We start from the raw sequence: 23,494 nt of genomic DNA on the forward strand, positions 1-23,494 counted from the left end.
CAGGCGCGACATCGCGCCAATGACGCCAACGGAGATGGGAGAGACGTTCATGCGGAGCTTGTTGGGAGCCGTCGTGGCGGTCGTGGTCTGCGTGGTGGCTGGATCGCCGCCGGCCGCGGCAGCCGAGATGAAGGTGACCCTGCTCGGGACAGGCACGCCGACGCCGCGGCTGTCGAGCTTCAGCGCCTCGACCCTGATCGAGGCCGGGCCTGAGCGGCTGCTGTTCGACCTCGGACGCGGCTCCACGATCCGCCTGTTCCAGAAGAGCATCCCGCTCGGCAGCATCACCGCGCATTTCCTCACCCATCTGCATTCCGATCACGTGGTGGGACTGCCCGACATGTGGCTGAGCGGCTGGATCGGCACGCCCTGGGCCTCGCGCAAGGGGCCGATGGTCGTGTTCGGACCGCAGGGGACAGTGGCGATGACGGAGAATCTCACCAAGGCCTTCTCCGAGGACATCCGCATCCGCATCGATGACGAGCACTATCCGCCGGAAGGCGTCGCCTTCGCCGCGGCCGACATTGGGCCCGGCGTCGTCTACGAGCGCAACGGCGTCAGGGTGAGCGCCATCGAGGTCAATCACGGCGAGAAGATCAAGCCGGCGCTCGGCTATGTCGTCGAATTCGACGGCAAGAAGGTCGTGCTGTCCGGCGACACCAAGCCCGATCCACGGGTGGAGAAGGCGGCGGAGGGCGCCGATCTTCTGATCCACGAGGTGGCGGTGATCGATCCCGAACTGATCAAGACCTATCCGAACTATCGTGCGATCGAGGACCATCACACCTCGCCGGAGGAGGCCGGCAGGATCTTCACCGAGGCGAAGCCGAAGCTGGCGGTCTACTCGCACATCGTGTTCGCCACCGTGAAGCCGGTCCAGGACGTGCCCGAAGAGGCGCTGATCGCGCGCACGCGGACGAGCTATCAGGGCCCGCTCGTGGTCGGGCGCGATCTCTCGTCGTTCGTCATCTCGGATCAGGTCGCCGCGTTTGCTCCCGACGGCAGTCCGATCACGCCGCTGACCGGCTCACATTGAGGAGGCGGGACGGCAGCCCAGATCCCGTAGCCCGCATGAGCGCAGCGACATGCGGGGACGTCTGTCCGCCGGCGATTCACCGTCGGCGTGCGACAGCTTCGACGCGGGCACGCGATGTAAGGATGGTCTGTCCCGGATGTCGCTTTCGCCTGCGCCCTTCGGGCTCCGGCTGGCGCTCATCCGGGCCACGAGATCGGCGCTGCACTCAGCGCAGTCCCTCATACACCATCAGGCCGCGGGCGAGCGCAAGCTTGCGCAACGCGCGCGGCACGATCGGTCCGGCGGGCGGATGGATGTAGCGCCATGACACCATCTCCAGCGGACCGAGCGCGCCTTGCGGCGTCTCGAACGGGGCGAGCAGGCCGGTCAGGCTGATCGGCTCATGCGCGCGGGCGGCGAACGGCAGCAGCAGCAGTTCGAAATGCGCGGTCGTGCGATCCGGCGCCTGCGCCGTCACGCCGGCGATCGCCGGCAGCGTCTCTTCGCAGACCACCGCGGTGATCTCCTCGATCTCGCGGCGGCTGGCGGGCGCGAACTGCGCCGGAAAGCTCCTGTCCTTGACGTCGCCGCCGAGCAGGGCGCACAGCCGCGTGCCCGCCATGCGGAACGGAAAGCCGCTGTCGGCATCGCAGGACAAGACGAAGATGTCGCCGAGCAGCTCGCGCACGGCCGACGGCTCGAAGTCGCAGCGCTCCGGCGCCTTGGCATGGCCGCGCCTGTCGTTCCAATAGGCGAAGAGCTCGCGATTGGACGGATGTTTCATCTCGGTGATCCCTCGCGCCCTCGACGTCACGGAGGACATTGCTGTCCCGCTTTCGTCCAGGCGCCTCCCTGGTTTGTTTTCGCAGGAGGGGTGGTGCAGCGTCCATGCCGATGGTGCGATCGTGCCGGCTTTCCCCCGGCCTTCCGCGCGTTAAGGTTAAATTAACGATGAGCTTGGCGGCCGCCGAGCGATCGTTAACAATGCGTTCATCAGATCGCGGCCGGAAGGTGGAAGGTCCGCCGCGATACGGTGAGTTACACGCAGGCGGCGTCAAACAAGTCTGGTCGTCGCGACGGGGCGGGGTGGGGAAAACGACCCCGGGCGCTCCGGACGCGGCAAAGGCCGGCAGGTCTCGGAGGGAGGGTTTTCTCAGAACCCTCCCTCTTTCTTTTGGCGGATCGGCTGTCCTTTCGCCTCCGCAGCCCGGGGCTGCACATCAACTCTGCCGCCATGCGCTTGCACAGGCCGGCCAAAGCCGCCTATCTGACGGATCTGTTCCTCTCGTCGAAGGCGTGCGTTCCGTTGGATTCCCCCTCGTCAGACCTCACGCAGGATCCGCCGCTCCAGCAGGCGCGGGAGCCGATCCTCAATCTGCCGGGCGCACTGACCGCCTACATCCTGCTGATCGCGGTGATCCATCTGCGTGTGCTGCTGCCGGACGAGTGGAACGGCTGGATCATCGACCTGTTCGCCTTCGTCCCGAAACGATACGACCAGACCCTGATGGACGGGGCGTTTCCCGGCGGCACGCCGGCCAAGATCTGGACCTTTTTCAGCTACTCGCTGCTGCACGCCAATCTGGCGCATATCGGTTTCAACGTGCTTTGGCTGCTGCCGTTCGGCAGCGCGCTCGCGCGCCGCTTCGGGGCGGTCCGGTTCTATCTGTTCATGGCGGTGACGGCGGCGGCCGGTGCGCTGGCGCATCTGCTCACGCACGAGCACGCGCTGGCGCCGATGATCGGCGCCTCGGCCTCGGTGTCCGGCACCATGGCGGCGGCGATGCGCTTTGCCTTCGTGAGCGGCAGCTTCCTGTCGTTCACCCGCGGCGATGCCGAGGCGGCGGCCAGGGTTCCGGCGCTGTCGCTGACGCGTGCGCTGCGCAATCCGCGGGTGCTCGGCTTTCTGGCAGTGTGGTTCGGCGTCAACATCGTGTTCGGCATTGGCGGCATCACGCTCGGCGCCGAGGGCGCCGACGTCGCCTGGCAGGCTCATATCGGCGGATTCATCGCCGGACTGATCCTGTTTGCGCTGTTCGATCCCACCCCGCATGTGCGTGACGATGCTGCGCCTGCGTTGCCGTCCGACGTGGTCGACCGTTAGGTGCCGCGATCCTGCGCTTGCGAGCGCAGGTGATTTCATTCATCATTTGCGTCCACTGCAACCGGGGCACGATTCCGGATGAACGAAAGCAGGCGATTTGTGCCGCGCAGGCCAGCTTGCGGAGTGCAATGCAACCAAAGCGCGATCAGAAGGATTGGATCCGTTGCATTGCCAGACTGTTGATTGAAGACTCGCTTGACTGACGATCGCTGGAAGCATCGGCCGCAACGACGCCTCGCTCAAGAAGGCACACCGGCCCCTCAAGGAGACGAGCAATGACAGTACGTGCGATCCTCGACACCAAGGGCCATCAGGTCGAGAGCGTCGAGTCCCAGACCACACTCGCCGAAGCCGCCAAGCGGCTCGCCGACCGCAAGATCGGCGCGGTGCTGGTGATGTCGGGCTCCCGGATGGAGGGCATCCTCTCGGAGCGCGACATTGTCCGCGCGCTCGGCGAGCGCGGCGCCGCCGCGCTGACCGAGCCGGTGTCGAACGTGATGACGCGGCGGGTGGTGAGCTGCAAGCCTGCGGATACCGTCGCCTCGATCATGGAAATGATGACCAACGGCAAGTTCCGCCATCTGCCGGTGATCGAGGGCGGCGTCGTGGCCGGCCTGATCTCGATCGGCGACGTCGTGAAGTGGCGCGTCCAGGAATACGAGGCCGAGCAGGAAGCACTGCGCCAGTACATCAAGACGGCGTAGTCGCTCCGCCGCCGGTCGGCGTCACCGCGCCGATCGCTTCCTGGATGGAATCCAGCGCACGTTCGGCCGCCCTCGTGCCGAACGCGATGAGGTCGGCCGCGCGATGAAAGTCGAACCAGCCGATCTGGCCGACGCGCGGCGAGATCAGAAGGTCCGGCGGATCGCCCGCGAGGCGCGCGCGGGTGATGCGGTCCTGCATGATGTTGAAGGCGTCGACCATCACCGACGAGATGCCCGGCCGGCCACCCTCGCCGAAGAACTGCCGCTTCACCGCGCGCTCCGGCGAGAACAGCCTGCGGAAGCGCCGCTTCGGCGGCGCGCTCTCCATCACTGTCTCCGGCACCTCGACCGGCTGGCCATGCGAGTAGATCGTCGTCGAATGCGTGAACACGTCGCTCGACAGGTTGGCGGCGATCACGATCTCGGCGCCGAGCGCGCGCGCCGCCGACACCGGCACCGGATTGACCATGGCGCCGTCGACCAGCCAGCGGTCGCCGATCAGGACCGGCGCGAAGATGCCGGGCAGGGCGTAGGAGGCGCGCATCGCGTCGACGAGGCTGCCATGGGTCAGCCAGATCTCGTGCCCGGTGCGGATCTCGGTCGCCACCGTCGCCACCTTCATCGGCAGCTCCTCGATGGTGACGCGGCCGAGCGAGGCTTCGAGTTGGGCGGCGAGCTTCTCGCCGCCGATCAGGCCGGAGCCGTTGAGGCGGATGTCGAGATAGCCGAGGATGTTGCGCATCTGCAGGCTGCGCGCCCATTCCTCCAGCGTATCGAGCTGGCCGGCCGCATAGGCGCCGCCGACCACGGCGCCGATCGAGGTGCCGACCACGACATCGGGCACGATGCCGTGCGCCATCAGGGTCCGGATCACGCCGATATGGGCAAAACCGCGCGCCGCGCCGCCGCCAAGCGCAAGGCCGATGACCGGCTTGCGGATCGTGCCGAGACCGACATCGGAACCTTCGGTTCCGTTCGCACGGCGTCCTTTCAGAATGTCCAGCACCGAGATCTCCACGCCTACGCAAACTGTGTGCAACGAGTCGGCAACGGACTCATGACGCATGACAGCCTAGCACCAGCCTACCAGAAGCATCCTTTATGCCGGGTCGACGGGAGCGCCGGATGCCGCTGATTTGAACTCTCCGCCGGAGAATGCGACCAAGTCGCGCGCTGCTTACGGGGTTCCTCCGGGACAGTTGAGTAGAGGCTTGAATTTGCCGCGTTTTTGTTCAAAAGCAAGACGATGACGACAGGTCGCGGGTTCACCAGATTCCGGCGCAGCGGGCGGCTATGGCTTGTGCTCGCCTTGTCGTGGCCGCTGACCGGGCTCGTGACGCCGCCGGCCGCGGCGCAACTGTTCAGCGACCGGCCACCGCCGATTCCGCCGGCTTCGGTGCCCGATCCCGGGGCGGCGGTGAGCCTGGCGCCACCCTCCGGCCCCGCCGCCGGTCCCATTCCGCCACCGGCCCCGCAGGTGCTGCCGGGACCGCCCGTCGCCGCGATCCCACCCGGCGCGCCGGCTGCGATCCCGCCGGTTGCTGCTCCACCCGCCGCGGCTCCCAATCAGGGCGTGCTGTCGCTGTCGGCGCGGTTCGGAAAGGACCTGCCGAACATCAATGGCGGTCTGGTCTGGCGCGTGTTCGCCGACCGACCGGACGAATCCGGCGCCTTCAAGATGCTGCGCGAGGATCGCGGCCCGACGCCGAACATCGTGCTGCCGCCCGGCACCTATGTCGTGCATGTCGCGCTCGGCCTCGTCAGCGCGGTCAGGTCGGTGAACCTGAAGACGGAGACCGATCGCGAATCCTTCGTGCTGCCGGCCGGGGGCCTGCGCCTCGAGGGCAGGGTCGGCACCAGCAAGATCCCGCAGAACCAGATCTCGTTTGCCATCTACAAGGGCAGCCAGTTCGACGGCCGCGAGCGGGCGCCGCTGGTGCCGAACGTCGCCGCCGGCGACATGCTGATGCTGCCGGAGGGGACCTATTACATCGTCTCCAACTATGGCGACGCCAACTCGGTGGTGCGCTCCGACATCCGCGTCCAGGCTGGCAAGCTCACCGACGTCACGGTGACGCACCGCGCCGCGGTCATCACGTTGAAGCTCGTCTCCGACAAGGGCGGCGAGGCGCTCGCCAACACCGCCTGGTCGGTCATCAACCCCGGCGGCGACGTGATCAAGGAATCGATCGGCGCCTTCCCCAAGGTCGTGCTGTCCGAAGGCGACTACCGCGCGATCGCCAAGAACGAAGGCAAGGTGTTCGAACGCTCCTTCAGCGTCGTCAACGGCGTTGACGGCGAGGTCGAGGTGCTCGCGCGGTAAGCGGCTCGCGCGCGAAATGGCCCCGCAGAAGGACACCGACTCTCCCCGCTATCTATGAGAGCCAGTCTCCGGGAGAGCCGCATGCAGATATCCCACATCATCCGCCAGGCCATCGAGATCGGCGAGCGCAAGGGCTGGATCACGTTCGACGAGCTGAACGCACTTTGCCCGGCTAACACAGTCGACCCCGAGGACATCGAGCGGATCATGCGGGCGCTCAGCGACGCAGGCATCCGTCTGGAGGAGGACTGATGCAAGAACAGCGTTTTTGGCAGGAGCGCGCCTGACCACGGGTGTCGTCCCGGCGAACGCGGGACCCATACCGCGGATGCTATCGGGAGACCTAGCTGTCAGTGGCCCGCATCACCGCGGCCGGTGGCTATGGGTCCAGGCTCAAGGCCGGGACGACAGCGGCGATTGTCGAAGCAGTGGTGCGCGACACGACTCGCCAAGTCGTGCACATCTGCCCGTCGGGTTAATTTGTCGCACTTATTAGTTCTTGCGCCGTCGGGCAAATCAGGCGGATCTTTCCGCGCATCCCGCCTCGAGATGAGGGGCGTATCGCGGTCGTCACGAGACGCGAGGCGGGGAGCGGTGGGCGTGGTGGATTGCAGCGCGGGTTGCTCGCGCCGACGAACAATTCGCCACGCACGGTCAAGTCGCGCGGTCCTGATATCCCGATGCTGATGTCAACTCACGTTGAGGCTTCGCTTCGCGTGGGGATGGTGGCCAGAAAGCCCGGCGCACCAGGGAGAACGCGAAGCAGCCGTTCAGCCATCGCGCAGGGAGGGCCGGGTTTCCGGCTGACCTGTGGTACCTGCCGCCTGCTTTTTTTCGCAGGCGGGCCACGGGCCTCAGTCGAGGTCCGGCTCTCCCTGCGCCCTCTGTTCGAAGGGGGCGGTTCGATTAGCAAAACTCGGGCAGATATTGTCGCGAGATCGCAGGTTCACGTCCGCATCTATGCCGTATCCGTATCGACCTCGCCGTTGCGACATCGGCGACGAACGTGAAGCGATGCTGTCATAGTCGCTAATGCGCGATAACCATGGAACCACTTAAAACTGTCACAATCGCTGCGCGCGAGGCGCGAAGCCAATGCATTTACAGCTCGTTAAAGCCGTGTCTGCTTCAGATACCGTCGGGACCGACAGGGTGGCGATTGAGTGGGAATGATGCGTGCCGCGACGACCAAGGCGTTGACGACGATCAGCAGCGATCTGTTTGACGACATGCCGGTGCTCAGGCGCAAATGGCAGGCGGCATTGAAGCCGGGCCAGCGCCTGCCGCGCTACGAGGACGTCATGCTGGGCAGCCTCGGCCGTCTCGCCGATCATATCGCGGTGCTCAACAACGAGGACGGTGGCCTCCAGATTTCGCGCAGCGGCCGCTACGTCCAGCAATGGCTGCAGGACGAGCGCTGGGACGTCGCGGTCGAAGCCGTGTCGCCGGATTGCGCCACCGTGCTGGTGGAGGCGGCCAATTGCGCGCTCGTTAGCGGCCAGCCCTATCTCGCTCATGCGCATTGCGTCCGCGACGGCATGGTCCGCAGTTATGACGTGCTGGCGCTGCCGACCAACTCGCGGTGGGGCAGTACGCTGGTCGGGACCTACGTCAACGAGCGCGACGCGCAATATAATCTGCTCGATGCGATCTTCTCGACGACGGACGACGGCGTGGTCTCGCTCGCGACCATCCGCGACAGCGTCGGCATGCCCTGCGATTTCCAGGTGGTTCATCACAATCGCGCGGCGGCCGACCTGCTCAGGCTGCCGTCGGCGACGCTGCAATGGCATCGGCTGAAGCAGGGCGGCAACATGCTGTGCACGCCCGAGGTGATGGCGCGGCTGTTCGACGTCGTCACGCACGGGCGGAGCGACCAGTTCGAGCTCGACAGCGAGGCGCGCAGTCTCAGGCTCGGCGCCCACGCCTTTGGCGACATCATTTCATTGACCATTGCCGACGTGACCGCGCTGAAGCGGCGCGAGGCCTCGTTCCGGCTGCTGTTCGACGCCAACCCGGTGCCGATGTGCATCCTCGATGCGAAGACCGCGCAGATCCTCAATGTCAACGATGCGATGGTCGGGCACTATGGCTACGGCCGGGCGGATCTGCTGTGCATGAATGTCTGGGATCTCTGGCCGCCGGGCGAATGGGAAAGCCTCGATGACGCGCTGCTGCGGCTGGCCGACGGTGATCTGTTTCACCGCGACTGGCGCCATCGCAAGGCCGATGGCAGCGAGATCGAGGTGCTGACCTACGGCCGCGAGATCACCTTCGATGGCCGCGACGGCGTGCTGGTCGCGATCGTCGACATCACCGAGCGTCGTCGCGCCGAGGCGCGCATCGCCTACATGGCGCACCACGACGGGCTGACCGGCCTGCCGAACCGCGAATTCTTCCAGCAGCGCCTCGCGCAGGAGCTCGACGGCGCCGGGGCGGCCGACCGCCGCATCGCGGTGATGTGCATCGACCTCGATCTGTTCAAGACCGTCAACGACTCCTTCGGTCATCCGATGGGCGACCGGCTGCTGCAGGCGGTCGCGGGCCGCCTGACACAGCAGATGCATGGCGGCAAGCTGGCGGCGCGGCTGGGCGGCGACGAGTTCGCGGTGATCATCAGTCAGAGCTGCGGCGCCAGCGACGCCAGTGAGTGTGCCGCCCGCCTGATCGCGGCGCTCAGCGCGCCCTATGACATCGACGGCAACGAGCTCGTGATCGGTGCCTCCATCGGCATCGCGCTGTCGCCGGGCGACGGCGCGAGCTGCGAGGAGCTGATGAAGAACGCCGACATGGCGCTGTACCGCGCCAAACAGGACGGCGGCCGCGTGCATCGGTTCTTCGAAAAGGAGATGGACCGCCAGGCGCAGAAGCGCCGCGACATGGAGCACGATCTGCGCCGTGCCTTCGCCCAGGGCGAGTTCGAACTGCACTACCAGCCGTTGGTCGACGTCGCGACCGGCGCGATCTCCGCATTCGAATGCCTGCTGCGCTGGCGTCATCCCGACAAGGGCATGATCTCGCCCGCCGATTTCATTCCCGTGGCCGAGGACATCGGCCTGATCGTGCCGCTCGGCGAGTGGGTGCTGCGCGAGGCCTGTCACGAGGCGGCGCGATGGCCCGACGGCATCAAGGTCGCGGTGAATCTCTCTGCGGTGCAGTTCCGCAGCCGCAACCTCGTGCAGGTCGTGGTCCAGGCGCTGGCGCAGTCGGCGCTGGCGCCGGAGCGGCTCGAGCTGGAGATCACCGAGTCTATCCTGCTGGCCGAGACCGAGGCCAATCTGGCGACGCTGCATCAGCTTCGCCAGCTTGGCATCCGCATCTCGATGGACGATTTCGGCACCGGCTATTCCAGCCTCAGCTATCTGCGCAGCTTCCCGTTCGACAAGATCAAGATCGACCGCTCCTTCGTGAAGGACCTCGCGCAGCGCTCCGACTGCCTCGCCATCGTCCGCGCCATCTCCGGCCTCGGCAAGAGCCTCAACATCATCACCACCGCCGAGGGTGTCGAGACATCGGATCAGCTCGAGTGGCTGCGCGCCGAGGGCTGCAACCAGGTCCAGGGCTTTCTGTTCAGCGCGGCCAAGCCGGCCTCTGAGATCGCGGGCCTGCTGGCGCAGTTCGGCACGAGACCATCGAAGGCGGCGTGAGGATTAGAGGGAAGCGTACGGAATGTTGCACGCGGCTTCGGAGTGCCAATTAGTTGGGGGCTGAGGCGTCTCCGCACGTCATTGCGCGGCGCGGCGAAGCAATCCAGACGGCCTCCGCGGAGGAATCCTGGATTGTTTGCGCTCGCAAGGTTGGGCGGATGGAGCGTGGCGCGGCAATGAGCCGAGCGATCGCCGGGCGTCTGGTCCTCAAGGTCGCGCCGGTCCCGCGCGTGCCTTCGTCAGAACCGCGTCACGATGTCCGCGAGCGCCGGACGCGGCCGGTCCTCGCTCGGCTTGGCCGGCTTGCCGATGTGAATGAGCCCGGCGAGCTTCTCCTCCGTCTTGAGGCCGAGACCGTCCATCACGTCGCGGTCGAACATGAACCAGCCGGACAGCCAGCAGCCGCCATAGCCGAGTGCGGTGGCCGCGGTCAGGATGTTCATCGCGCTCGCGCCGGCGGAGAGCTCCTGCTCATAGGCCGGCACCTTGGGATGCGGCCGGGTGAAGCTGACGAGGCCGATCACCAGCGGCGCCTCCATGAGGCGATTCTTCTCGACCTCCAGCTCGGCGGCGCTCGCCTGCGGGTTCTTCCTGGCGAACACGGTCGCGATGACCTCGCCGGCGCGGCGGCGGCCCTCGCCCTCGAACACGATGAAGCGCCATGGCGCGAGCTTGCCGTGGTCCGGCACGCGGGCGCCGATGGTCAGGATGGTGTCGAGCTCGGCGGGCGAGGGGCCGGGGCCGCTCATCTCGCGCGGCTTCACGGAGCGGCGGGTCTTCAGCAGTTCAATCGCGTCGGTCACGTCGGTGGGTCTCGTTCGTTGCACGCGCGACAGATAGCATGGGCCTCCGCCTGCAACGAGACCACGGCACGGCGTTTTGATCGGTTCTACTGCACCCGGTGCTGCAGCCTTTGCGGGTTTCGGCGAAGACTTCGCGCGGGATGACGCGGATCGGGGCATATCCGATGCGGCCATCTGTCCTAAGCACGATATTCCCAGCGAATTGTCGAACCTTGGGCGGGCCGGTAAAAACATAGTGCTAAGAGATCCGCCGGGAGTTGCCTCGAGTGCAAGATCTGACGTGCCGATGACCGCACTGATTCCGTCACCTGACGCCGTCGCGCGGCTGCGCGGGACGGCTGGTTTCGCACGGGCGATGCGGGCGTCGACGGCATCGGCGATCAGGCTGTATCGGGGCGATCGCATCCTCAATGCGCTGCTGAGCGACCGGGCGCGGGCGCTGTTTCCGCACGTCGCGCTGTATCTGCATTTTGCCGAGCAGCGCGACGGCGAGCTCGGTCTCACCGTCGGCGCCATGAAGGAGATGTGTGCCAGGCTCGACCTGTGCAGCGGCGGCCGCTGCGAGGCCATGCTGGCGCTGATGCGGGCGACCGGGCTGGTGGCGTCGGCCTCGAATCTGGACCGCCGGCGGCGGCCGCTGGTCCCGACCGACAAGCTGATCGCGCTGCATCGCGAGCGCTGGGGCGTACAGTTCGACGCCATGAGCGCGGTGCTGCCGGCCGCCGTGGGTTACCGGGCTGCGTTGAACGATCCGGCCTTCGTGAAGAGCTTCGTGCTCGAGCTCGGCCGTCGCTTCATCGCCGGCGTCCGGATCCTCGACGGAGCGCCGGAGCTTGAGCCGTTTGCCGAACGGACCGCGGGCATGGTGATCCTGTTCAGCCTGGCCCAAGGCGCCGGGCCGGACCAGCCATTCCCGCCCGACGGCCCCGTGCCGTTCTCAATCAACGGTCTGGCGACCCGCTTTTCGGTGTCGCGCAAGCACGTGCTGACGCTGCTGCGAGACGCAGAGGAGAAGCGCCTGCTCATCCGCAGCACCGACGCCATCACCATTCTGCCGCTGGGGCGCGAGGCGATCGAGCGGATGCTCGCGACGATGTTTCTCTACATGGCCGAATGCGCCGACGTGGCGCTGCAGGCCGCGGGTCGAGACAGAGGTTCGGCGGATGCTGTCGCCAGTCTGTCGGCGTAGCCGCGTAGCCCGGATGAGCGCGCGCCGGAGCCCGTCAGGGCGACGGCGGGAGCGACATCCGGGATCTCACGCGCTGTCGCGGCGACACCGCATGTCGCTGCGCTCGTGCGGGCTACGCGCTACGACGTCACGCCGCCTCGCGCTGACGGCGCCGCACGTCCGGCGGCGTCGCCTCGTCGACCAGGGCGGCGATGGCCTCCGCGGTCGGCATCACGGTCTGGCCGTCGCGGCCGAGCCGGCGGACGGAGACTGAATGCGTCTCGGCCTCCTTCTTGCCGACGACGAGCAGGGCCGGGATCTTCTGCAGCGAGTGCTCGCGGACCTTGTAGTTGATCTTCTCGTTGCGCAGGTCGATCTCGCATCTGAGCCCGGCGCGGCGCAGCGCAGCCAGCACCTGCTTGGCGTATTCGTCGCCTTCCGAGGTGATGGTGGTGACGACGACCTGGGTCGGCGCCAGCCACAGCGGGAAGCTGCCGGCATAGTGCTCGATCAGGATGCCGATGAAGCGCTCCATCGAGCCGCAGATCGCGCGATGGACCATCACCGGCGCCTTCTTGGCGCCGTCGGCGTCGATGTAGAACGCACCGAACCGCTCCGGCAGGTTGAAGTCGACCTGCGTGGTGCCGCACTGCCAGTCGCGGCCGATGGCATCGCGCAACACATATTCGAACTTCGGCCCGTAGAACGCGCCTTCGCCCGGATTGATCTCGGTGCGGATGTGGTTGCTCTGCGCCTTGATCTCGTTCAGCACGGTCGCCATCACGCGCTCGGCGTGATCCCACATCTCGTCGGTGCCGACGCGCTTCTCCGGGCGGGTCGAGAGCTTCACCGTCAGTTCACCCTCGAAGCCGAAATCCGAGTAGGTCGACAGAATCAGGTCGTTGATCTTCAGGCACTCGTCGGCGAGCTGGTCCTCGGTGCAGAACACATGCGCGTCGTCCTGGGTGAAGCCGCGCACGCGCATCAGGCCGTGCATGGCGCCGGAGGCCTCGTAGCGGTGCACGACGCCGAATTCGGCGAGCCGCAGCGGCAGGTCGCGGTAACTCTTCAGGCCATGCTTGAAGATCTGCACGTGACCCGGACAGTTCATCGGCTTCAGCGCGAACCAGCGCTTGTCCTCGGCCTCGTCGCCGGCGGACTGCGCCGCGAACATGTTCTCGCGATACCAGTTCCAGTGGCCGGAGGTCTCCCACAGCGACTTGTCGAGGATCTGCGGCGCGTTCACCTCGTCATAGTCGCCGGCGAGGCGCCGGCGCATATAGGCGATCAGCGCCTGGAAGATGCTCCAGCCTTTCGGATGCCAGAACACGACGCCCGGGCCTTCCTCCTGGAAGTGGAACAGGTCCAGCTCGCGGCCGAGCTTGCGGTGGTCGCGCTTTTCGGCCTCCTCGATCTGCTTGAGGTAGGCGTCGAGCTGCTCCTGCTTGGCGAACGCCGTGCCGTAGATGCGGGTCAGCATCGGATTGTTGGAGTCACCGCGCCAATACGCGCCCGCCACCTTCATCAGCTTGAAGGCGTTGCCGATCTTGCCGGTCGAGGTCATGTGCGGACCGCGGCAGAGATCGAACCAGTCGCCCTGGTAGTAGATCTTGATCGGCTCCTCGCCGGGAATGGCGTCGACCAGCTCGACCTTGAAGGCCTCGCCCTTGTCGCGGAACACCTGCTTGGTCTTCGCGCGGTCCCACACCTCCTTGGTGAAGGGTTTGTCGCGGCCGATGATCTCGCGCATCTTCTTCTCGATCGCGGCGAAGTCTTCGGGCGTGAACGGCTCGTTGCGGAAGAAGTCGTAGTAGAAGCCGTTCTCGATGACAGGGCCGATGGTGACCTGGGTGCCCGGCCACAGCGCCTGCACGGCCTCGGCCAGCACATGCGCGCAATCGTGCCGGATCAATTCCAGCGCGCGCGGATCGTCGCGGTCGACGAGCTCGAGCCTGGCGTCCTCATTGATCGGATCGTTGAGGTCGACGAGATCGCCGTTCAGCGCCATGGCGACGGTGCGCTTGGCGAGCGAGGGCGAGATGCCCTTGGCGATGTCGAAGCCGGTGGTGCCCCGGGGATATTCACGCCGGGCGCCGTCGGGGAAGCTGATGGTGATCTTCTCGACCGGAGCGGCGGGCTTCAGGTTGCTGAGGCTGTATTGGAAATTGGACTTTTGCTGGTCGGACTTGGAATCAGGCGATTTCGGATCGGACATGGGTCACTCCTTGAGCTCACTCCTGCGAACGAGCGCAGGTAAGCGGGAGCAAGGGGTATAGCAGGGGATTTTCAGGCTGCAACCGGGAGAGGGACGGGAAAACCGCCCAATTGCGGCTGGTGCGGCGATGCGGAGATTGCCGCCGCGGGCCGGTATGATACAACTTCAAGTGTTCGGGGCGTGGGGACGCGTTTGGCGATGGAGTCTGCAGGAGAGGCGCCGCTGTCTGTGTGTCGGCGCGGCGGCATTCATGTTGGGGCCGCGCTGATCGTGTTCGTGTTGTCGAGCCTGTCGTCGCTCGCGGCCGTTCCGGCGATGCCAAAGCCGGCGACCCAGCCAAAGCCCGCGGCACATGCGAGGCCGGGTGCCCCGGCCAGGCCTGCAACGGAGTCCAGGCCGGCCGCGCGCCGCGCCGCGCCGCCGCGGGTCGCCGACGGCTCGACGCCGATTGCGTTCGCTCTCGTCAAGGGCTCCTCGGACGCCTGTGGACATGGCTGTGACAGCTGGATCGCCGCCGAAGGCAAGATCGACGGCGGCGCCGCGGCGCGCTTTCGCAAGTTCATGAAGCAGATCGGGGAGCGCAGACTGCCGATCTACTTCAATTCTCCAGGCGGCAATCTGCAGCAGGCGCTCGCCATCGGCGACATGCTGCGCGAGCGCAAGGCCGCCGTGCGGGTGGGACGCACCACCTTGCGCGAGTGTGGCTTCGAGCCTCAGGAGGGCGAAGCTTGTACCAAGCTGAAGCTGTCCGGGCGCGAGCTGCATGGCGAGGTCTGGACGCGGGGGGCGATGTGCAATTCGGCCTGTCCCTACATGCTGCTCGGCGCGCCCACGCGTGACATCGCAGCGGATGCGACGCTCGCGGTGCATTCGCCGCGCGTCATCCTGAACTTCACCGGCGGCGTGCCGACCCGCGAGATGCGGGCGCAGGCGATGCAGCAGGCGATGGCGCGGGCCGACAAGATGGTGCTCGACTACATCACCAAGCTCGGCGCGGATCCCGCTCTGCTCACGGTGGCGCGGTCCGTTCCGTTCGAGAGCATGCGCATCCTGACGCGGGAGGAGATCGCGCGGTTTGCGCTCGACAGGCGGCAGCGGGTCGAAAGCCCCTGGATGTTCGAGACCGCCAGCCGTGGGATTGCCTACAAGACCATTCTCGCACGCAAGGACGGTGAGAGCACGTTCCAGACCACGCGCTTGCAGATGGTCTGCTTCGATCAGGACCGCTTCGAGCTCGACGTCGAGCGCATCGCGCCGGCCGGCTCGCCGCCGGGTCCGCTGGCAATGGCGAGCGGAGATATGCGGCTCAATTTCCTCTCGCCGCCGCGGCGGTCGGGCGACCGCGAGACCTGGGGCGTGTTCCTGAATGCAAGCCAGGTGAAAACGCTGTCGTTGATGCCGTCGGCCGAGCTGAGCGATTCCCTGTTGAATGTCGCGCGTCGCAATGTCTCGACATTTCCGGTGAGCAGCGAAGGCCTGCAATCTGCTCTGAAGATGCTGATCGAGAGCTGCCCGCCGTCCAAGGCCGTCGCCCGTCCGACGAGTACGCCGGTTCCGTGGACGCAGATTCCCTCGCCGCAGGCCTCGGCGGCGCAGTCCGCCCCCGCGCCCTGACGAGAATGGCGGCCAGGACGAAGGAGGGAGGACGAAAGAAAGTCATGGGCGGCATGAGACATTTTCATGCAAATGCATGAAATTCTCTGCTATTGAGGCGCGATGACATCCACTTCCGCTTCCGGGCGCTTTGCGCCGACCGCGCTCATGCTCGGCAATCTCGTCACCGGCTGCTCGGTGCTCGCGCCCGCCGGCCTGCTGTCCGAGCTCGCCTCGGATCTCGCTGTCGGCGTTCAGACGGCGGGGCTCCTGATCACCTTCGGCGCGGTGGTGCTCTGCATCTGCTCGCCCTTGACCGCTTGGCTGACGAGCCGCTTCGATCGCCGCCGTCTGCTCGCAGCGACGCTCATGGTGCTCACGCTCGGCAATCTCGCCTCGGCGTTTGCGCCCGATTATGCGAGCCTGCTGGTGCTGCGCCTGGTGATGCTCGCGGTCGGCGCGCTCTATACACCGCAGGCCGCCGGGACGGCGGCGCTGATCAGCCCGCTCGAGAGACGCGGCAGCACCATCGCCTATGTCTTCCTGGGCTGGTCGCTGGCGGCCGCCGTGGGGCTGCCCATGATCACCTTCATCGGCAGTCATTCCGGTTGGCGGGCTGCCTATCTCGCCGTCGGTGCGGCCGGCGCGGTCAGCTTTGTTCTGCTGACATGGCGCCTGCCATCCGGCCTGAAGGGCGCGCCGGTTGCGTTGAAGACCTGGACCGAGCTCGGCCGTAACCGTCTGGTGGTTCTGCTGCTCCTGGTCACGACCCTGCAGATGTCGGGGCAGTTCGTGATCTTCACCTTCATGGGACCGCTGTTGAAGCGCCTGACTGGCGCGGACTCCAACCAGATCGGGCTCGTGTTCGCGATCTACGGCGCCTGCGGCTTTCTCGGCGTCGTCATCGCAACCCGGATCGTCGATGGCTGGGGGGCCTACCGGACATCGCTCTTGTTCACCTGCCTGATGTTCGCCGGTGTGTCGGCCTGGACGCTGGCGGCGGGCACCTACGGCCTCATGGCGGTGGCGGTCGCCATCTGGGGGTTGGGGTTTGCGTCCACCAATTCGATGCAGCAGGTTCGGCTGGTGGCAGCCGCGCCGCCGCTTGCCTCGGCCTCGGTGTCGCTCAACACCTCCGTGCTCTATATCGGCCAGGCCATCGGCTCCGCGATCGGCGGCAGCCTGTTTGCACGCGACCTGCTCGGAGCCACCGGCTACGTCGCACTGATGTTCCTAACTCTGGCGTTGCTGGCAATTCTGGCCAGCCGCCAGCGCGCGCGGACCGCGGTTCCGGCCTGAGCAGCGGGTTGGCGCTTGGCAAAGCCGGCCCGACCGGATTAAAGGCCGATGTCGTGGGGGTTGCTGGGGCGTGGATTCTGCCACGGCCGGCGAGTAGCATCGACGGACGTCCTCGCGTGCCCACGGGTCGGATGAGAGAGATATGGCATGAAGAAGATGATGTTGAGCCTGGCCGCAGTGCTGCTGTGCACCCCTGCGCTGGCCCAGAGCGCGCCGATGGTCGGTGACCGTCCGCTGGTGCAGGTCAAGCCGAAGGGGACGAAGACCGCCGCCGCCGCGCCGGCCAAGCCGCAATCGGCGGCCGCCAAGCTCCAGGCCTGCCTGGAGATCGACGACGGAACCAAGGAGCGCCTGAACTGCTACGACGCCGTCATTCCGCCGGCAGCCAAGCCGAAGGCGATGAAGGCCAAGGTGGTCGGCGACTGCAAGTTCACCAAGGAAGAGGATGAGCGGCTCGCCTGCTTCAACGGCTTCGTCGAGAAGCTTCCGAAGTCCTGAGGCATTGCGGCGGCCTCTGTCTCAGCGGCTCGACACGCGGTTCGACATGTCCTGGGCTCCGGCCGCGATCCGGATCGGCGGCTGGGCGGCCGCCATCTTGACCAGCACATCCTTGATCGGGTTGCGGGTCCATGCCTGCGTGACGTAGTCGCGATGGGTGATGCCCTCGTCGGTCTCGACGAAGACGACGCTGCCCGGGCGCAGCGGCCGTTCCATGTCCTCGGAGACCTCGATGCCGCGATTGCGCAGCATCGTCATCAGTTCCTGATCATGCCGCGCCGTATAGCGCGTGTAGGAGCTGATGAAAAAGCCGGAGCGGTTGCGCTCGACCCAGTTGGCGAACTTGTCGAGCTGGCCGTAGACCGCATCGAGCAGCACGACGCCGCGCACGCGATCGCCGATGCCGCCGACCTCAAGGCTCCAGGCCGTGGGGAGAAAGCCACCGCTGTAGCCGACGATCACGATGGGCATGCCGGCGAACGTCTTCGCGGTGGCCGGATTGCCGGTCAGGCGGGCGAGGCTGGCCGCGGCCTCGTCCATGAAGCGCTTGAAGCCGCCGGGCTGCCAGAACTTGCCGGCGCTCGAATCGGCGGCGTCGACGGCCATCTGCGGCGCGAGCAGTACCGCGTTGACGCCCGCCGCGGTGATCTGCTGCGGCACCAACTGGCGGTCGCGCACGTCGCGCTCCAGCGTGGCGCCGTTGCCGTGGAAGAACACGACGATCACGCCCGGCTTGCGCACATCGAATTGTTCGGGGACGTGCACCAGCACACGGCTGTCGTTGTAGGTCTGGTCCTGCCAGTAGACGCGGCCGGACAAGCTGCGGTGGCCGCGGCGCTCACCGTTGCTGACGTTCAGGAATGGCGCGTCGGATGCCGGATTGTTACCGAAATAGGGAAAGGCCGACGACTGCATGCTGACGAGGGTCGTCAGATCCTCACGCTGCCGCCGTTCCGACCGTTGCGGCTCCAGCGATGCGATCTGTGAGGGCGCCGGCTTCGGAGCGAAGTCGGAGGGCGTGTGAAGCCGGAAGCTCTCCTGCGCGGACGGGAAGCGGTCGCTGAATTCAGGTACCGGAAAACGATCGTCGAAGGTCAGCCCCTGGGCCGTCGATGCGTTGGCGGCCAACGCCTCGGGATTAGGCGCCTTGCCGCAATGCGTGAAGGAAAGGCAGATTGCCAGCGCCGATGCCGCGCGCCACCAGAGGCACGAGCCCCTGCGCACAGACGTCACCACTTTCTCGTCTTCCCCGATCATCCGTCCCCAAAGACGCGTTCGAGCCGCAACACGGCTCTTCAACCAGCGGATTTCGTTCAACCTGCGCCGCCGAAATTGAGGTCGCGTTAAGGACCGTGTCCGGTCGACCCCGGGCGTACCGGGACACACCACGCGAACGTGTCGCGATTGTGGGACGGCCGGAGGCCCGATGCAATGCCGCAGCCCAGCCCGGCCGAAATCGGTTCAAAAATACCCTTGAAGAAGGTCATATTTAACGCCCGTTAACGATGTTTGAATGCTTCGGCGGGAACCTGGGCTGAGGCAGAGGAAGGGGCGCCGGGCGTCCCTCGACGAGATGGCTGCATCCGAGGCGGACGATCCCGGCCGGGGCCGGACAGACGGCGACCGGGTTCCATCCGTGTCCTTGCCGGTCGCGACCGCGATCGTCATCGCCGACATGATCGGAGTCGGCGTCTTCACCAGCCTCGGCTTCCAGGTCCGGGACATCCCGTCCGGCTTCTCCATTCTGGCGCTGTGGGCGGTCGGGGGACTGGTGTCGATCTGCGGGGCGCTGTCCTATGCCGAACTCGGCACGATGTTTCCGCGCTCGAGCGGCGAATACAATTTCCTCACACGGGCGTTCCATCCGGCGATCGGCTTCATGGCCGGGTGGGTCTCGGCGACGGTGGGCTTCGCGGCGCCGGTGGCGCTCGCGGCCATGGCGTTCGGCGAATATGGTCGCGCCGTCATCACCAGTGCTCCGCCGATGCTGCTCGCCACGGGTGCAGTCTGGCTCGTGACAGCGGTGCAGCTCGGCGGCATCAGGCAGTCGAGCCGCTTCCAGCTGTTGTCGACCATGCTGAAGCTCGCGCTCATCACCGCCTTTCTCATCGCAGGCTACACCATTGCCGCCCCGCAGTCGGTCACTTTCCTGCCGACCGCGGCCGATATCGGCCACGTGACGAGTGCGGCGTTCGCAACCGGACTGGTGTTCGTGATGTACGCGTTTTCCGGCTGGAACGCGGCGACCTACATCATCGGCGAACTGCATGCGCCGGAGCGGACCTTGCCGCGCGCGCTGCTGCTGGGCACGGTGATCGTTCTGGTACTCTACATCGCGCTCAACGCTGTTTTCCTGCGGGCTGCACCGATGGACGCTCTCGCAGGCCAGCTCCAGGTCGCGAGCATCGCGGGCAGTCATATCTTCGGCGAGACCGGCGGGCGCTTCGTGGCCGCGATGATCTGCGTCGGACTGGTTCCTTCCATTGCCGCGATGATGTGGATCGGCCCGCGCGTGCTGATGACGATGGGCGAGGACATTCCGGCGCTGTCGGTGTTTGCGCGGCGCTCGCGTAATGGGGCGCCGGCCTATGCCGTGCTGTTCCAGCTCACGGTCGCCACCCTGATGCTGTTCACGGAAAGCTTCGAGGCGGTGCTGGACGTCGTCCAGTTCTCGCTGTTGTCCTGCTCGCTTCTCGCTGTGCTCGGACTGATCAAGCTGCGCATCGCGCAGCCCGAACTCACGCGACCCTACCGCGCCTGGGGCTATCCGGTCACGCCGTTGATTTTCCTCAGCGTGACCTTCTTCATGATGTACTATCTCATCACAACGCGGCCCTTGCAGGCAGGGCTCGGCGCAGGCGCAATGGCGTCGGGATTGGTGATCTATTGGTTCGCTCACGCGCGATCGCGCCGTATCGCCGCAACGCTCGCATCGGGTTCGGATTGAAATGCTGTTGGTCTCGAGAGTCTGGTTCGCCGTCGCATGTCTGATCCTTGCCATGAGCTTCGAGGCTCGGGCTCAGACCACCACGCCGGACGATACGGCGCGGGTGCTGGCGGGCATGCCGCCAGCAGCGGGCTCGCCGCTCCTGCCCTTCGTGCAGGATCCGGCGTGGCGGCGGCACGCGGCGTTCTTCGACAACGCCTTCAATCAGCTCGAGCAGCGACAATTGTCGAAGATCAGGGCCTGGGCGGATGCCAATCTGGCCGCGCCGCGGCCGTCGATGTTCTATTTCTTCTCGGGGCCGGATTTTCTCTATGCCGATGCCTTTCATCCGAAGGCAACGACCTATGTCCTGGCGGCACTCGAGCCGACGGGCCCGATCCCGGACCTGACCAGATTGCCCCGAGGCAGCATCGGCCCGGCGCTGTCCTATGTCGAACGCTCGTTGCAATCGGTCCTGAGCTTCTCCTTCTTCATCACCAAGGACATGAAGGTCGACTTGCGCGAAGGCGAGCTCGAAGGGACCTTGCCGATCCTCTACGTCTTCCTGGCGCGCACCGGCAAGACGATCCGCGAGGCCAGTCTGATCTGGTTGGACGAGAACGGCGGATTGCACGGCAACGACGAGGCGCCGACGCGCAATGCGACCAAGGGCGCGCGCATCCTGTTTGCCGGCGCCGACGGGGTCGCCAAGACGCTCTACTACTTCTCCAGCGATCTCTCCGATTCCGGCGTGAAGGCGAGCGGGTTGCTCAAGTTCTGCGAGCCGCTGGGGCCGGGCGACAGTCTCCTGAAGAGCGCGTCCTATCTGTTGCATGAGAACGGCTTCGGGCGGGTCCGTAGCTGGCTGCTGAAGAACAGCGCCACCATCATCCAGGACGATTCCGGCATCCCGCTCGCAAGCTACGAAGCGCGGGCTTGGCGTTTCCTGCCGTTCGGACGCTACGCCGGGCCGATCGACAAGTTTCCGGACATGTATCAGAGGAGCTATGCGAAGCTGTTCGAGCGCGCGCAGCCGCTGGAGTTCGGGATCGGCTATCGCTGGCGCACGCGTGAATCGAATGTCCTGCTCGCGGTGAGATCGCCTCCGGCCGACGCGACAGTCTCGGCCGAAGCGAGCGTCCTTCCAGAGACGGATTACCAGCCGCCGCCGCGCGCCCGGCGCGTGCCGCGGGCGCCGGAGCCGGTTCCTCTCTATCCGCCGCCGCGGCGCGACGATTTCATCTTCTGGCCGAGATGGTAGGGGCGAATCTCACCAGTGCACGCTCTGGCTGGGCACGATGTAGGACGTCGTCGGCGGGGGCAGGGCGGTGCTGTCCGTGAGATAGCGCCAGGCACCGACAATGACGATCAACAAAGCGATGATGCAGAGCAGGTCCACCTGGCGTGCGTCATGATGGCCGGCATGATCGGGACCGACACTCTTGCGCGCTCGGTGGCTTCTGGGGCTGATTGTCCAGCGCATCGTTGTTTCCTCCCGAAGGAAGCGTCACATCAATGCCAGTCCAAGCGGCGCGGTTCCTGCTGACAGCGCCGTCGCATTGCAGAAGCATAGTCCTGGCGTGGGATTTCGCCAGCGCCATCTGCGAGGTCGATCGATCGATTCGGTGCTTGTTGCGCTGCACCTCAGTTCGGCCCGTTGACGCCGCGCCATCGCGCATAGCGCCAAGGCAGGTACCAGCGGGCGCGCGCAGGAGCCGTCGTTGGGACGTTGTCGATGCCGGAGGTGCCAAAGGGCTGGCAGCGCAGCAGCCGGGCGAGCGTCATCCAGCCGCCTGCCCAGAGCCCGAAGCGCTCGATGGCTTCATCAGCATAGACCGAGCACGTCGGCAGGTGCCGGCAATTGTAGCCGACCAGCGGCGACAATGTGTGGCGATAAAGCCAGATCAGCGCGTGAGCCGCGCGGCGCGGGAGTCGCCCCAGCAGCGACCCGATGTGCGCAGAATGGCAGCCGATGTCGGAGCATGAGTGCTTCATGAGCGAAATGCCAGATGGATGTGCGAGCTTCTGACCGGTTCTTCGCTGGGAACCCTGCTCTCGTTCATTTGTGGTGATGTGATGCAACAATGGCCAGTTTTCAGCGGCGCCGCAGCACGCCGCAGCTGGACGGTCGGTGATTGCCCGGATACGTTTCCCGACAAGGATGTGACAGACTAATAACGGATTTGAGGCCAGCTTGTCAGGTCTTTCCGCAAGAAAACCGAGGAACTGCGTACCGAGCTATACGAGGGGGACGGATTGCGCGTGAGATTGCTGCGGTCGCATGAATTGCGCTGGATGCTACTCGGTGTGGCAGCGCTTGGTTTGGTGGTCGGTGGGGCGATCACCGTTATGTCCAACACGGCGCGCGCCGGCGGCGCGCTCGAAGAGCGCAAACTCCCGATGCGGTTCGGTTGGGTCGCCTGCGAGCCGAATTGCGGCTGGGTCAGCGCGGTCGGGATCGTTACCGGCGACACGCCGAAGGATTTCGAGGATTTCGCGAGGGATCGCGACCTGACGGGCACCACCCTGGTGCTCGACTCCAGCGGCGGTTCGGTCAACGACGCCATCACCCTGGGTCGCCGGTTCCGTGGGCTGAAGATGCGCACGACGGTCGGCATGACCCAGCGTCCGAGCCGCGCGGGTGACCGGCCGCGCGTGGTGCCCGAGGCCTATTGCGAGTCGATGTGCGTGTTCCTGCTGTTGGCTGGAACCACGCGTTATGTTCCGGACACCGCCCATGTCCGCGTTCATCAGATCTGGATGGGAGACCGCGCCGACGACGCCAAGGCGGCGAGCTATTCGGCGCAGGACCTGATGATCGTCGAGCGCGACATCGGGCGTCTCGCCAAATACACCTTCGACATGGGCGGAGCGGGCGATCTGCTGTCGCTGGCGCTGAACGTGCCGCCCTGGGAGGACCTGCATGAGCTGTCGCGCGCCGAGCTGCGGCTCACCAATATCGTGACCACGGATCTGGTCGCCGAGGTGCTGCCGCCAAAGGGGGCGGTGCCCGTCGCCGAGCTCGCGCCGAAGCCGCAGGCCAGAGACAAGCAGCAGGACCGCTTCCCGGCCGCGCTCGACAAGCAACTCTCCCGCACCGCCGAAGCGCTTCCGGCGGCGACGGTGGCGGCGACGCCGCCGCAATAGGCAGCGACGTCGCTGGCGAACCGGCGCCAGCGTCCGAAAGGGGCGACAGGTG

General features: G+C 66.1%; 20 protein-coding genes. 13 read left to right on the forward strand and 7 right to left on the reverse strand.

Annotation, left to right across the window (positions count from 1 at the left end):
- Window positions 1-49 precede the first annotated feature (49 nt).
- On the forward strand, window positions 50-1,036 hold the full coding sequence (locus QW887_RS13355) for an MBL fold metallo-hydrolase (RefSeq protein ID WP_316194607.1): 987 nt from the start codon (window positions 50-52) through the stop codon (window positions 1,034-1,036).
- A gap of 205 nt (window positions 1,037-1,241) precedes the next feature.
- Here the strand turns inward: QW887_RS13355 and QW887_RS13360 are convergent, their stop codons facing one another.
- The gene (locus QW887_RS13360) at window positions 1,242-1,799 is read right to left on the reverse strand and encodes a PAS domain-containing protein (protein ID WP_315826219.1); all 558 of its coding nucleotides are present in this window, start codon (window positions 1,797-1,799) and stop codon (window positions 1,242-1,244) included.
- 522 nt (window positions 1,800-2,321) lie between these two features.
- On the opposite strand from QW887_RS13360, the gene QW887_RS13365 reads away from it, so the two are divergent.
- Together QW887_RS13365 and QW887_RS13370 are read left to right on the forward strand one after the other, a co-directional pair.
- Window positions 2,322-3,119, forward strand: coding sequence for a rhomboid family intramembrane serine protease (locus tag QW887_RS13365; protein WP_316194621.1), 798 nt, complete (start codon window positions 2,322-2,324; stop codon window positions 3,117-3,119).
- Between the two features lie 275 nt (window positions 3,120-3,394).
- Window positions 3,395-3,823, forward strand: a complete 429-nt coding sequence (locus QW887_RS13370) for a CBS domain-containing protein (protein WP_315714675.1) — start codon at window positions 3,395-3,397, stop codon at window positions 3,821-3,823.
- On the opposite strand, the gene QW887_RS13375 is transcribed toward QW887_RS13370, so the two are convergent.
- Entirely contained in the window at window positions 3,810-4,829 is a 1,020-nt protein-coding gene (locus QW887_RS13375) for a patatin-like phospholipase family protein (protein ID WP_315714674.1), read from the reverse strand. The two genes, QW887_RS13370 and QW887_RS13375, sit on opposite strands and share 14 nt — an antisense overlap.
- A 240-nt stretch (window positions 4,830-5,069) precedes the next feature.
- Here QW887_RS13375 and QW887_RS13380 point away from each other — a divergent pair, with 240 nt between their 5' ends.
- The 3 genes from QW887_RS13380 to QW887_RS13390 all read left to right on the forward strand — a co-directional run bounded on the left by QW887_RS13380 (window position 5,070) and on the right by QW887_RS13390 (window position 9,793).
- A complete protein-coding gene (locus QW887_RS13380; RefSeq protein WP_315714673.1) occupies window positions 5,070-6,146 on the forward strand; it encodes a hypothetical protein in 1,077 nt (358 codons plus the stop codon).
- Between the two features lie 81 nt (window positions 6,147-6,227).
- Window positions 6,228-6,398, forward strand: a complete 171-nt coding sequence (locus QW887_RS13385) for an RNA polymerase sigma factor region1.1 domain-containing protein (RefSeq protein ID WP_315811532.1) — start codon at window positions 6,228-6,230, stop codon at window positions 6,396-6,398.
- A 920-nt stretch (window positions 6,399-7,318) separates the two neighbouring features.
- Window positions 7,319-9,793, forward strand: coding sequence for a putative bifunctional diguanylate cyclase/phosphodiesterase (locus tag QW887_RS13390; protein WP_316194622.1), 2,475 nt, complete (start codon window positions 7,319-7,321; stop codon window positions 9,791-9,793).
- Window positions 9,794-10,032: 239 nt separating this feature from the next.
- Here the strand turns inward: QW887_RS13390 and QW887_RS13395 are convergent, their stop codons facing one another.
- Window positions 10,033-10,596: a nitroreductase gene (locus QW887_RS13395; RefSeq protein ID WP_315714671.1), complete on the reverse strand. Its 564-nt coding sequence runs from the start codon at window positions 10,594-10,596 to the stop codon at window positions 10,033-10,035.
- Window positions 10,597-10,882: 286 nt separating this feature from the next.
- On the opposite strand from QW887_RS13395, the gene QW887_RS13400 reads away from it, so the two are divergent.
- Window positions 10,883-11,785: a hypothetical protein gene (locus QW887_RS13400; RefSeq protein ID WP_409999218.1), complete on the forward strand. Its 903-nt coding sequence runs from the start codon at window positions 10,883-10,885 to the stop codon at window positions 11,783-11,785.
- 127 nt (window positions 11,786-11,912) lie between these two features.
- Here the strand turns inward: QW887_RS13400 and thrS are convergent, their stop codons facing one another.
- Entirely contained in the window at window positions 11,913-13,979 is a 2,067-nt protein-coding gene (gene thrS / locus QW887_RS13405) for a threonine--tRNA ligase (RefSeq protein ID WP_315714669.1), read from the reverse strand.
- Between the two features lie 315 nt (window positions 13,980-14,294).
- On the opposite strand from thrS, the gene QW887_RS13410 reads away from it, so the two are divergent.
- The 3 genes from QW887_RS13410 (at window position 14,295) to QW887_RS13420 (ending at window position 17,369) form a co-directional block, all read left to right on the forward strand.
- Entirely contained in the window at window positions 14,295-15,593 is a 1,299-nt protein-coding gene (locus QW887_RS13410; RefSeq protein ID WP_315714974.1) for a hypothetical protein, read from the forward strand.
- Between the two features lie 102 nt (window positions 15,594-15,695).
- The gene (locus QW887_RS13415; protein WP_316164495.1) at window positions 15,696-16,871 is read left to right on the forward strand and encodes an MFS transporter; all 1,176 of its coding nucleotides are present in this window, start codon (window positions 15,696-15,698) and stop codon (window positions 16,869-16,871) included.
- Between the two features lie 147 nt (window positions 16,872-17,018).
- A complete protein-coding gene (locus QW887_RS13420; RefSeq protein ID WP_315714667.1) occupies window positions 17,019-17,369 on the forward strand; it encodes a hypothetical protein in 351 nt (116 codons plus the stop codon).
- A gap of 21 nt (window positions 17,370-17,390) precedes the next feature.
- Here the strand turns inward: QW887_RS13420 and QW887_RS13425 are convergent, their stop codons facing one another.
- Window positions 17,391-18,602, reverse strand: a complete 1,212-nt coding sequence (locus tag QW887_RS13425; RefSeq protein ID WP_410051847.1) for an alpha/beta hydrolase — start codon at window positions 18,600-18,602, stop codon at window positions 17,391-17,393.
- A 340-nt stretch (window positions 18,603-18,942) separates the two neighbouring features.
- Between QW887_RS13425 and QW887_RS13430 the strand changes: the two genes are divergently transcribed.
- Together QW887_RS13430 and QW887_RS13435 are read left to right on the forward strand one after the other, a co-directional pair.
- Complete coding sequence (locus QW887_RS13430; protein ID WP_315826213.1) at window positions 18,943-20,316, forward strand: APC family permease; 1,374 nt, start codon at window positions 18,943-18,945, stop codon at window positions 20,314-20,316.
- Window position 20,317: 1 nt separating this feature from the next.
- On the forward strand, window positions 20,318-21,556 hold the full coding sequence (locus tag QW887_RS13435; RefSeq protein ID WP_409998610.1) for a hypothetical protein: 1,239 nt from the start codon (window positions 20,318-20,320) through the stop codon (window positions 21,554-21,556).
- A gap of 9 nt (window positions 21,557-21,565) precedes the next feature.
- Here the strand turns inward: QW887_RS13435 and QW887_RS13440 are convergent, their stop codons facing one another.
- A complete protein-coding gene (locus QW887_RS13440) occupies window positions 21,566-21,778 on the reverse strand; it encodes a hypothetical protein (protein WP_315714664.1) in 213 nt (70 codons plus the stop codon).
- A 161-nt stretch (window positions 21,779-21,939) separates the two neighbouring features.
- A complete protein-coding gene (gene yidD, locus QW887_RS13445) occupies window positions 21,940-22,290 on the reverse strand; it encodes a membrane protein insertion efficiency factor YidD (protein ID WP_315749469.1) in 351 nt (116 codons plus the stop codon).
- Window positions 22,291-22,551: 261 nt separating this feature from the next.
- Here yidD and QW887_RS13450 point away from each other — a divergent pair, with 261 nt between their 5' ends.
- Window positions 22,552-23,442 (forward strand): hypothetical protein, encoded by an 891-nt coding sequence (locus QW887_RS13450; RefSeq protein ID WP_316194608.1) that lies wholly within the window; start codon window positions 22,552-22,554, stop codon window positions 23,440-23,442.
- The last annotated feature ends 52 nt before the right edge of the window (window positions 23,443-23,494 follow it).

Origin of the sequence: Bradyrhizobium sp. SZCCHNRI3052 (assembly GCF_032484895.1) — a bacterium.
Classification (GTDB): Bacteria; Pseudomonadota; Alphaproteobacteria; order Rhizobiales; family Xanthobacteraceae; genus Bradyrhizobium.